This window comes from Streptococcus sp. 27098_8_70, assembly GCF_041432215.1.
Classification (GTDB): domain Bacteria; phylum Bacillota; class Bacilli; order Lactobacillales; family Streptococcaceae; genus Streptococcus; species Streptococcus oralis_CP.
Genome location: NZ_JAPVZD010000001.1, coordinates 232,251 through 243,906, shown reverse-complemented (window position 1 = coordinate 243,906; position 11,656 = coordinate 232,251). Strand labels below are relative to the sequence as shown.

The window sequence follows — 11,656 nt, the reverse complement described above, 5'->3', positions numbered from 1 at the left end:
TGTAGTGTAATATTTTCTAAAAAAGAGAAATTATAACTCTTTTTCAAAATGACTTCGCACATAAACGAGGGATAGACAAGACAGGACAATAACCCCGCTTCCAATTATCAGAAAAGAAGAGAGATGGACACTTGGTAGCACCGTCATAAAGCCTTTTGCAATCGGCATAAATAGGATGGCTAAGGTAAAAATGGTGCTTAGTACTCTTCCCAAGTATTCCCCCTCAACCTTGGTTTGCACCTGAGTAAAAAAGTGAATATTAAATATCGTCATAAACAGTTCACAAACTAAATTTCCAGAAAAGGAAAGAAAAGTTGGCAATGGTAACCCCATCATAAAAACTCCAACTCCAGTCAAGGCCAATAGAATCAAAAGATTATAAACACCTGCCTTTATTTTGCTAGCTAGAAGAGCTCCGATAATCGAACCAATAGCGCCCATAGTCAAAATAGTTGCATAAGCTCCTTCTACCCCGTATAGTCGATTTGAAAAAGGAAGGAGAAATTCAAAAGCTGCAAAAAAGAAATTAACACTAGAAGCTACTACCAAAAGGAAAAAGATCTCTTGCTGGCGCCAAATATAGCGAATCCCTTCTTTCATATCAGCAAAAATATTTTTCCAGCTGAGAGTCCTTTTCACTTGTTCCTTAGCCTCTTTTTTGGGGAGGAAAGCTACTAAGATAAATGCGATGAAAAAACTAATGGCATCTAAAACGAGTGTCATATGGAGACTGGCAAATTGTAAAACGATGAAAGAAAGTACAGGGGAGCTAACGCCTACAACCTGCAAAACTAACTCCAAGCGAGAGTTATAGGTCACTATCTCGTCTTTCTCTACAACCTCAGTTATAATGGCTTTGTTGGCTGTACGAGAAAATGCAAAGGCAACCGCCTGAACAATATTTGCGAAGATCAGAGCAGCAATCATCAAGCTATCATTTCTGATGAAAGAAATAGCTAAGCAAAGAACGCCACAAATTAAGTCTGTCGTCATCAAAATTTTGCGACGCGAAAAGCGGTCTGAAATCACTCCGCCAAAGGGATTGACTAGAATCGATGTAACCAACTCAGAAATCTGGTAAATCCCAAGAACAGTCTGTCCTACCGTTCCCATTGATGCTAACCAAACACTATTTCCATAATCATAGAGCATATTCCCTATCTTATTAATAGCCCCACGACTAATCAACTGGATTGCATGTCGATTCATATAAAAAGCTCCTCTCAAATTTTGAAACTATTGTATCAAAACTGAAAGGAGTCTCTTTATTTTTCCCTTATTTGGGAAATTTAAGCATTTACAAATTTTTCATAATGTTCCTGATAGTAGGCCACTTGCTCTGGAAGTCCAAGTACATCAAAAATATGCATGGCTTCCTGCATCTGACAACAACCTTCTTCTTTCAAGTCTCTCTGGTAGAGGGCAAAACCTTTGAGATAATGGAAGATATTGCGCTCATAAAGCTTGATACCATTTCCAATTAACTTCTCCACATAGCCCTCAAAATAGTCCGCATCCGCAAAGGATCGATTTTCCAAACAATGCTGGTAACAGTTAAGAGCTAAAATCAAAACAAGTTTTCGATGCCGACCAATTTCCTTGTAGTAGTCTTCCCTCTCCATCACTTCTCTGCCAATTCGAGCCACATAGTCCACATTGTAGAAAGTATAGAGATTTCCGAAAAGAATCAACTCATACATAGTCCATTCTTCTGTTTGAAAAAGATAATCTGCTACCTTTTCCAAATCACTCTGCCTCATCGTGTAATAAGCATCTCTTTGACAAATCAGTCCTTGTAGCAGAATCCAATTCAGCTTAAAATAGAGGGGATTGGTCGAACTCTTAGCCTTTTCAAGTTGTTCTCTTTGAAGCTTTTGAAAACCTGCAATATCATTTGAGTAGTAAAGCGGAATAATCTGTGCCATCAAGGCAACATGTTCATGATTTTGAAAATCCCTAGCCTTGTCCATGAAATTTTCAATAGTCACATGAATATTATCCAAAATCTCAAAGAAACGAGAAACTGCTAGATCAGACTCCCCAAGCTCGAAGCGAGATAATTGAGAAGTTGAACATGATTTACCTGCCGCCTCTTTTAAGGAGTATTTCCCACTTGTTCGAAATTCACGAAATACCTTTCCAAGATGTTCCATTTCTTACACCTGCTCCGATAATTCTTCCCACTCAAGCATAGCTTCTTCCTGACGATGGCTGATTTTATCCAGTTCAGCCTGCAATTCCATGAGCTTTTCAGCATCATTGGTTTCCAGCATTTGTTCAGAAATGGCTTGACTTTGAGTTTCTAACTCTTCGATTTCAGCCTCTAAACTCTCGATTTGGCGCATGAGCTTACGGGCTTCTTTTTGACTTTCTTTCTGTGCTTGATAATCATTGGCTGGACTTGCTTCTTTTGCTTGATTGCTAGTTGAAGCTTCTTCTGTCTGAATCGCTTCTACTTCTGCTTTCTTCTCAACATAGTAGTCATAATCTCCCAAGTAAAGAGTCGAACCATTCTCAGACAATTCCAAAACATGAGTGGCTACTCGGTTGATGAAATAACGGTCGTGGCTGACAAACAGAAGGGTTCCATCAAAGTCAATCAGGGCATTTTCCAACACTTCCTTGCTATCAATATCCAAGTGGTTGGTCGGCTCGTCCAAAATCAGGAAGTTATTGTTTTCCATTGAAAGTTTGGCAAGCAACAAACGAACTTTCTCGCCACCTGACAGCATTCCGACTGACTTTTTAACATCATCTCCTGAGAAAAGGAAGGCACCAAGGCGGTTGCGGATTTCAACTTCAGGTGTCAGTTTAAAATCATTCCAGAGTTCATCGAGTACAGTATTACTTGGTGTTAGCTTACTTTGAGTCTGATCATAGTATCCAACCTCAACATTGGCACCAAAACGCTTCTCTCCCTTGATAAAAGGGATCTGGTCTACTATTGACTTGATAAAGGTTGACTTCCCAATGCCGTTTGGTCCGACAATCACAACAGCATTCATCTTACGGAGGTCTAGGTTGATAGGTTCTGACAGTATTTCCCCATCATAACCAATAGCTGCATTTTCAACTGTCAAGACAACATTACCAGATGTTTTTTCCGACTGGAAGGTCATGTTGGCTGATTTCTTGCCAGCTTCAGGCTTGTCCAAACGCTCCATTTTTTCTAGTTGTTTACAGCGAGATTGAGCACGTTTGGTCGTTGAAGCTCGGACTAGATTGCGATTGACAAAGTCTTCTAGAGCAGCGATTTCCTTTTGTTGCTTTTCATAGTTTTTTGCCTCAGTAGCTAGCTTTTGCTCCTTCAACTCAACAAAACGAGAGTAATTACCTACATAACGATCTAAGGAATGCTTAGTCAAATCGAGTGTAACCGTCGCAACCTTATCCAAAAAGTAACGGTCGTGACTGACAATAATGAGTGCACCACTATAATTTACTAGGTAATTTTCCAACCAGGCAATGGTTTCGATATCCAAGTGGTTGGTTGGCTCGTCCAAGACCAAGAGATTTGGCTTTTCAAGGAGCATTTTAGCCAGTGCAAGACGAGTATTTTGACCACCTGAAAGCTCAGCAATTTTCATCTGCCACATAGACTCGTCAAACTTGAATCCATTCAAAATCGCTCGAATATCAGCTTCGTAAGTAAAGCCACCATCCTGGCGGAAATTCTCTGACAAACGATCATAATCCGCCATCAGTTTATCCAAATCTTCACCCGACTTTTCACCCATCTCTAATTCCATTTGACGCAGTTGTGTCTCTGCCCGACGCAAGTCATCAAAGACGTGAAGCATTTCATCATAAATGGTATTTTCAGACTCAAAACGGCTATCTTGGGCTAGGTAAGACAGAGAGATATCTTTTTTCTTATTAATTTCTCCACTAGTTGGCTCCTCTTCTCCAACCAAAATCTTTAAAAGAGTAGACTTACCTGCACCATTTTTCCCAATAAGAGCAATTCGGTCTCGTTCATCTACTTGCAGGTTGATATGTTCAAAAAGAACCTCACCAGCAAAAGATCGTTCAATTTTATTAGCTTGTAAAATAATCATATCTCTATTTTACTATCTTTTTCTCTTTTGCACAATTGCAACGAAAAAAGTTCGAGTCATAAACTCGAACCTTTCATCTTAGTATCCAATGCCTCCACGGAATGTGCGAGCCATATCTTTCAATTCATAGTTTTTAGAAGAGGTATCGATGGTCCATTTTCCATCTTTCTTAGTCATTTTAATTTCATAACCCTCTTTCTTCATGTTATCACTAGTGTCTAGAGGAGTTGAATCAAATTGACTTGGTGCATTTTCTAAAATGTATTTTTCACCAGCTTTCATAGCTTCAGAGTAGTTGCTATATTTACCTTTGTTTTCTTCGTAGAATTTACGGCTCAATTCATAAACATTCAAGTTATCCAAGTCGATTGTTTCTGGTCTAACATAAACAACAGCATAGTCTGGCAAGTATGTCTTCACCTTGTAATCAACTTTTGCTCTCTTAGCATTTGCTTTGATGTAAGCATCTGCGAATGTTCTAAGTTCTGAATCAGACGGTTTGTAGTTATAGAAGCCTTTTCCGAACGATTCTGTAAATTTCTTGATAAACTCTTCTTTATCAGCTTTCGCATCGTTTGTGAATTCAGCACTATTATCAGAAGATTTTTTATCATCAGCAAGCGCAACAACTTGTGACTTATTATCAGTAGCACTTAGGTTCGTTCCACCACCAGAACTTTCCCCATTAAGGTAAACAGCATCGACATATTTTTTCATTACATCTTTCGCTTCATCAATATTGTCTTCATACTGACTTGGATCCACCTTGATTGCTACATCGTTATTCTTTTTAGAATTTTCTTTGATGTCATCGTAAAAGCTAGGTGCAAAGTGAAGTTCATACTTAGCATTCTTATCGACTTCATACACTACATAACCAGCAACGCTCTTTCCTTTAGAAAGACTGTCACCATATGACATAAATTTCGTTTTACTGTCGCTTTCATAAACTTGAATTGGTTGTAATTTTTCATCCTTTTCATTGTATAGCGTGATATCTTGGCTAGTAAAACTAAACTGTTTATCACGATTGTTCTTGATTTCGACTTGAAGTGCAAGGTATGTTGATGATGAATCCTCATCTTTAGGCAATACATACATACCGTCTTTTACAGAAACCTCAAAGTTAGAGTTTGAAGCTGTACCATTGTCGCTTGCTTTTTTTTGAGCTCCACAGGCAACCAGTGCTAAAGCTGATAAAAGCAAGGCAGAATGCTTAAGAATTTTTTTCATAATGGATTCTCCTTTAATGATTTACTATATTTTACCATACGCAGAATAAAAATCAAAACAGAAACCAGATATTTTCAAAATATCTTAAATTTATAGAGTTTTAACTTAAATTTTTCTATCTGTTCATTTGATGCATTAAAGGATTCTTTATAAAAAGAATAGAATATAACAATATTTTTGATTTTTTTCTTCAACAAACCTACAAAATGAATTATAAACTTTCATGTTATAAAGTATCTAATAATTAATTTTCATCCCTAACTTAGTATAAGTAAGCACAGTCCCCACCATTTTCCCGCTAAAGTGCAAAAGTTAATTTCCTACATTTTAAGTTATGCTAACGTTTTACTAAAATGTCAAATCGTGATATAATGAAAGCGATTAAAGCAAATAAACAAAGGAGACACTCTATGACTTACCAAGAAAATTATCAAAAATGGGTCGATTTTGCTGACCTTCCAGACTACCTTCGTCAAGATTTAATCAATATGGACGAAAAAACAAAGGAAGATGCCTTTTATACCAATCTTGAATTTGGTACCGCTGGTATGCGTGGTTTGATCGGTGCTGGTACAAACCGCATCAATATCTACGTTGTTCGTCAAGCTACCGAAGGTTTGGCTCGTTTGATTGAGTCAAAAGGTGGAAACGAAAAAGAACGTGGTGTAGCAATTGCCTACGATAGCCGTCACTTCTCACCTGAGTTTGCCTTTGAATCTGCGGCAGTTCTTGCTAAACACGGTATCAAATCTTACGTATTTGAAAGCCTCCGTCCAACTCCAGAACTGTCATTTGCAGTTCGTCACCTCAACTGTTTTGCAGGTATCATGATTACTGCCAGCCATAACCCTGCTCCATTTAACGGTTACAAGGTTTACGGTGAAGACGGTGGACAAATGCCTCCACATGACGCGGACGCTTTGACTACTTACATTCGTGCTATCGAAAATCCATTCGCTGTGGAAGTTGCCGATGTAGAAGCGGAAAAAGCTTCTGGCTTGATTGAAGTTATCGGCGAAGCTGTTGATGCAGAATACCTTAAAGAAGTTAAAGACGTAAACATCAACCCAGCCTTGATCGAAGAATTCGGTAAAGACATGAAGATTGTCTACACACCACTTCATGGTACGGGTGAAATGTTGGCTCGTCGTGCTCTTGCTCAAGCAGGATTTGACTCTGTTCAAGTTGTTGAAGCACAAGCAACTGCTGATCCTGACTTCTCAACTGTAAAATCTCCAAACCCAGAAAGCCAAGCAGCCTTCGCCCTTGCTGAAGAACTTGGTCGTCAAGTTGGTGCAGATGTGCTTGTTGCAACTGACCCTGACGCTGACCGTGTTGGTGTTGAAGTTCTTCAAAAAGATGGTAGCTACCTTAACCTTTCAGGTAACCAAATCGGTGCTATCATGGCTAAATACATCTTGGAAGCCCACAAAAATGCTGGAACTCTTCCTGAAAATGCAGCTCTCTGCAAATCCATCGTATCAACTGACTTGGTAACGAAGATTGCTGAAAGCTACGGCGCAACCATGTTCAACGTTTTGACAGGTTTCAAATTTATCGCAGAGAAAATCCAAGAATTTGAAGAAAAACACAATCACACTTACATGATGGGATTTGAAGAAAGCTTCGGTTACTTGATTAAACCATTCGTACGTGATAAAGACGCCATCCAAGCCGTTCTTGTCGTTGCTGAGCTTGCTGCCTACTACCGTTCACGTGGTTTGACACTTGCTGACGGTATCGAAGAAATCTACAAAGAATACGGCTACTACGCTGAAAAGACTATCTCTGTTACCCTTTCTGGTGTTGATGGTGCAGAACAAATCAAGGAAATCATGGCTAAGTTCCGTAACAATGCTCCAAAAGAATGGAATGCAACAGCTATCACTGTCGTAGAAGACTTCAAGGCTCAAACTGCTACTGCTGCTGATGGTACTGTTACAAACTTGACAACTCCTCCAAGTGATGTGTTGAAATATACACTTGCTGACGGTTCATGGATTGCAGTTCGCCCTTCAGGTACAGAACCAAAAATCAAATTCTACATTGCTGTTGTGGGTGAAAGCAATGAAGATTCACAAGCTAAGATTGCCAACATCGAAGCAGAAATCAATGCTTTTGTAAAATAAAGCTCTAAAAAAGATGAGACCAACCAGTCTCATCTTTTTTTCGTATCAAATCTAAGCATTTTTAGAAACTTTATGGCATACTAGACTTATCAATGAAAGCGAGGTAATCTCATGGAACAATTTTTAGAAAACACCAAAGACCTTGAAGTAACTACAGTTGCGCGTGCACAAGAAGCTCTTGATAAGAAAGAAACTGCAACCTTCTTTATTGGTCGTAAAACTTGCCCTTACTGCCGTAAATTCGCAGGTACCTTGGCAGGTGTCGTAGCTGAAACTAAAGCTCACATCTACTTCATCAACAGTGAAGAACCAAGCCAACTCAATGAGTTACAAGAATTCCGTTCACGCTATGGAATTCCAACTGTACCAGGCTTCGTTCACATTGCAGATGGCCAAATCAATGTCCGTTGCGACTCTTCTATGTCCGCACAAGAAATCAAAGAATTTGCAGGATTGTAAAAAACCACTCGTCGAGTGGTTTTTGTATAGTCTAAATTACTTTTTTTCAAGCAAGTCTTGTATCATTCTATGCAGTTCTTCTATCTTCTCAGATTGTTTCTCTAGTAATATTCTTTGAGTTATTAATTCGTCTTGAAGTTTATCAAGCTTTATCTGATCAAATGGATTATCCTTTACAAAAAAGTTTGTCAAGGCACTCGTTAACATCCCTATTGTGCCAATACCAACAAGCATTAGTAAAACAGCTAACCACTTCCCAAAAATCGACGCAGGAACAATATCTCCATAACCAACAGTCGTTACAGTCACAAGCGCCCACCAAAGACTATCTGAGAATGATTTTTCTTCAACAACAGATAAAATTGAACTACCTACCAGTACAATAAAGGAATTGAGATAGAAAATATAAAGTAAGCCATTTGTTCGTAAGAGTTTTCCAACCTTCTTTTCCAACTTGCCAGTCAATCCAACGACTCTTAAAAGACGAGTTAGTTTCAGTAATTTTGTCAGCCTTGCTAAGCGGAAGATTCGCCCTAATCGAAATACTGTAAAAATAGCATTCAAAGGAAGGATAGCTAGCAAGTCAAAAATATTTTCAAGAAGAAATCGCCACTTTTCCTTACTTGTAAAGAAACGCCAGCCATAATCCACCACAAAGATAAACCAAAGTAGTAAGTCAATAATACTATAGGGTGGATTATCCAAATCAATCATCTCAGCAAATCCAAGCAAGACAAGGACAACGGATATCAATGCAAGTATGATAATCGTTGTGTCATAGTAATCCTTTAATAGCCATTTTCTCTTCACACTGCTACTCCTTTAGTTTTTTTAATCATTATACCACACTAAATTCCTGACAAAGTACAAAACAAAAGAAGGCACTCGCCTTCTTTTTTATATATCTGTCAATGGTGTTGCAGTATCTGGTGAGGTATCATAAACCTTAAAGTCTACTCCGACTCCCAGATCCGCTTGGGCTAGCTGGTTGACCATAGTCATATGAGCCAGCTCCTTGATATTGTTCTCTTTGGACAAGTGACCAAGATAGATTTTCTTTGTTCGATTTCCCATTGCACGAATCATGGCCTCAGCACCGTCTTCGTTAGAAAGGTGACCGAGATCCGATAGAATTCGCTGTTTGAGACGCCAAGCGTAAGATCCTGCTCGCAAAATCTCCACATCGTGGTTGGACTCGATGAGGTAGCCGTCCGCATTCTCGACAATTCCTGCCATACGGTCACTTACATAACCTGTATCGGTCAGCATGACGAAGCTCTTGTCGTCTTTCATAAATCGGTAAAACTGTGGTGCTGCCGCATCATGACTGACACCAAAACTCTCAATGTCGATATCACCAAAAGTTTTGGTTTTTCCCATTTCAAAAATATGCTTCTGCGAAGAGTCCACCTTGCCGAGGTACTTACTATTTTCCATAGCCTGCCAAGTCTTTTCATTGGCGTAAAGATCCATGCCATATTTACGAGCCAAGACACCGACCCCATGGATATGGTCTGAGTGCTCATGCGTAATCAGAATCGCATCCAGATCTTCAGGTTTGCGATTAATTTCAGCTAGCAGACTTGAAATTTTCTTACCAGACAAGCCCGCATCTACTAGGATTTTCTTTTTTGGGGTTTCCAGATAAAAGGAATTTCCACTGGAACCTGATGCTAAAATACTGTATTTAAAGCCTTTTTCACTCATTCTAGTCTTCTATTTCGTCCTCCCATATTTCTTCTTTTACGGCATCCTTATCATAAGGGAGCACGATGGTAAAGGTTGAGCCCTTACCGTATTCACTTTTGGCCCAAATAAAGCCATTGTGTTGTTTGATGATTTCTTTGGCGATGGCTAGACCTAGCCCAGTTCCACCTTGTGCACGACTTCTTGCGCGATCCACACGATAAAAACGGTCAAATATCTTCGGCAAATCTTGTTTTGGAATACCTAGACCTTGGTCTTTGATAGATAAAATCATCTGGTCATCAGTGGTTTTCATGCTGACAGTAATTTTCCCACCATCTGGTGAGTACTTGATGGCATTGTTAAGAATATTATCAATCACCTGAGTCATCTTATCGGTATCAATCTCGATCCAAACTGAATTAATAGGGTAATCTCTGACAAGCTCATATTTTTTCTCGTCATCCTGACTTCTCATCTTATCAAAGCGGTTAAGGATAAAGGTGATGAAGGCCGTAAAGTTAATCAACTCCACATCTAACTGAGTTGTCGCATTATCAATACGAGAGAGATGCAAGAGATCTGTCACCATCCGCATCATACGGTTGGTTTCATCTAGCGAAACCTTGATAAAATCAGGGGCTACAGGATCATACAAGGCTCCCTCGTCCAAGGCTTCAAGATAAGATTTAACACTGGTCAAAGGAGTTCTCAACTCATGACTCACGTTTGAAACGAAGAGTCTTCGCTCGCGTTCTTCCTTCTCCTGCTCGGTCGTATCATGTAAAACAGCAACCAAACCAGAGATGAAACCTGACTCACGGCGAACCAGAGCAAAACGTACACGAAGGCTTAGATATTCACCATTCACATCCTGGGAGTCAATCGTCAACTCAGGAATCTGTGTAATCAGGTCACGCAGCTCATACTCATCTTCTATCTTTAGTAATTCGAGGATGCTTTTATTCAGAACATCTTCTTTCTGCACACCGAGCTGTTTCTTGGCCATATCGTTGATCATGGTAATCTGGCCACGGCGATTGGTCGCAAGAACGCCATCTGTCATGTAAGAAAGAATACTGTTCAATCGTTTACTCTCTTGTTCCAGATTTTCTTGGGTCAAACGAATAACTTCTGACAAATCATTTAGATTATTGGTGATATTGGTGATTTCTGTACTTCCTTGCAAGTCCAAAACTTGAGAATAATCACCTGCAATCAAGTCCTTAACCTTTTGATTTATCTCCTTTAGACGGATATTATCCCGACGATTTTCCAGTAACAGCAAGGTCACCACCAGGATAAAGCCAAGTAAAATCAGGATAAAGATAAAATCGCTGGTCAGAATAGTTTGTCTAATATCTTCAATCATTATTTCTCATATAGTATCCAACACCACGACGTGTGAGAATGTACTCTGGACGACTTGGTGTGTCTTCAATTTTCTCACGCAAGCGTCTAATGGTCACGTCCACTGTACGAACATCACCAAAATAGTCATAACCCCATACAGTCTCAAGCAAGTGTTCACGCGTAATCACTTGACCAATATGAGACGCCAAGTGATACAAGAGTTCAAACTCACGGTGGGTCAAATCTAATTCCTCACCATATTTCTTAGCCACGTAAGCATCTGGAACGATTTCCAAATCACCAATTTGTAAAGGCTGCGTCTTCTTCTCATCAGACTCTTGGCTATCCACAGAAACCAGGTCGGTACGACGAAGCAGAGCCTTGACACGAGCCTGCAACTCACGGTTTGAGAAAGGTTTTGTAACATAATCGTCTGCACCTAACTCTAAACCAATAACCTTGTCAAACTCGCTATCCTTAGCTGATAGCATGATAATCGGCACGCTACTAGTCTTACGAATAGCTTTAGCAACTTCTAAACCATCAATTTCAGGTAGCATCAAGTCAAGGATAATAATATCTGGTTGCTCTGATTCAAATAGCTCGATTGCCTCACGACCATTGAAAGCTGTAACGACTTCATAACCTTCCTTGGCCATATTAAACTTAATAATATCTGAGATTGGTTTCTCATCATCTACAATTAATATTTTTTTCATTTTATCACCTTTTCTTTAT

General features: G+C 39.4%; 10 protein-coding genes. 2 read left to right on the top strand and 8 right to left on the bottom strand.

Going from position 1 to position 11,656, the window contains the following annotated elements; all coding sequences use genetic code 11:
* Positions 1 to 30: 30 nt before the first annotated feature.
* From O3655_RS01150 to O3655_RS01135, 4 genes are all read right to left on the bottom strand, one after another.
* A complete protein-coding gene (locus tag O3655_RS01150) occupies positions 31 to 1,209 on the bottom strand; it encodes an MFS transporter (RefSeq protein WP_371641105.1) in 1,179 nt (392 codons plus the stop codon).
* 80 nt (positions 1,210 to 1,289) lie between these two features.
* A complete protein-coding gene (locus tag O3655_RS01145; protein ID WP_042902236.1) occupies positions 1,290 to 2,153 on the bottom strand; it encodes an XRE/MutR family transcriptional regulator in 864 nt (287 codons plus the stop codon).
* 3 nt (positions 2,154 to 2,156) lie between these two features.
* Positions 2,157 to 4,058 (bottom strand): ATP-binding cassette domain-containing protein, encoded by a 1,902-nt coding sequence (locus O3655_RS01140; RefSeq protein WP_371641104.1) that lies wholly within the window; start codon positions 4,056 to 4,058, stop codon positions 2,157 to 2,159.
* Between the two features lie 78 nt (positions 4,059 to 4,136).
* Positions 4,137 to 5,291 (bottom strand): DUF4352 domain-containing protein, encoded by a 1,155-nt coding sequence (locus O3655_RS01135; protein ID WP_049479330.1) that lies wholly within the window; start codon positions 5,289 to 5,291, stop codon positions 4,137 to 4,139.
* Positions 5,292 to 5,701: 410 nt separating this feature from the next.
* Here O3655_RS01135 and O3655_RS01130 point away from each other — a divergent pair, with 410 nt between their 5' ends.
* A complete protein-coding gene (locus tag O3655_RS01130; RefSeq protein WP_042902233.1) occupies positions 5,702 to 7,420 on the top strand; it encodes a phospho-sugar mutase in 1,719 nt (572 codons plus the stop codon).
* Positions 7,421 to 7,531: 111 nt separating this feature from the next.
* Entirely contained in the window at positions 7,532 to 7,879 is a 348-nt protein-coding gene (locus O3655_RS01125) for a thiol reductase thioredoxin (RefSeq protein ID WP_000434665.1), read from the top strand.
* Positions 7,880 to 7,915: 36 nt separating this feature from the next.
* Here O3655_RS01125 and O3655_RS01120 read toward each other — a convergent pair whose 3' ends face one another.
* From O3655_RS01120 to yycF, 4 genes are all read right to left on the bottom strand, one after another.
* On the bottom strand, positions 7,916 to 8,689 hold the full coding sequence (locus O3655_RS01120) for a potassium channel family protein (RefSeq protein WP_000824597.1): 774 nt from the start codon (positions 8,687 to 8,689) through the stop codon (positions 7,916 to 7,918).
* An 87-nt stretch (positions 8,690 to 8,776) separates the two neighbouring features.
* Positions 8,777 to 9,586: an MBL fold metallo-hydrolase gene (locus O3655_RS01115; protein ID WP_001290606.1), complete on the bottom strand. Its 810-nt coding sequence runs from the start codon at positions 9,584 to 9,586 to the stop codon at positions 8,777 to 8,779.
* Between the two features lies 1 nt (position 9,587).
* Positions 9,588 to 10,937, bottom strand: coding sequence for a cell wall metabolism sensor histidine kinase VicK (vicK, locus tag O3655_RS01110; RefSeq protein WP_000568720.1), 1,350 nt, complete (start codon positions 10,935 to 10,937; stop codon positions 9,588 to 9,590).
* A complete protein-coding gene (yycF, locus tag O3655_RS01105; protein ID WP_042902232.1) occupies positions 10,930 to 11,637 on the bottom strand; it encodes a response regulator YycF in 708 nt (235 codons plus the stop codon). Before yycF ends, vicK begins: the two co-directional genes overlap by 8 nt.
* Between the last annotated feature and the right edge of the window lie 19 nt (positions 11,638 to 11,656).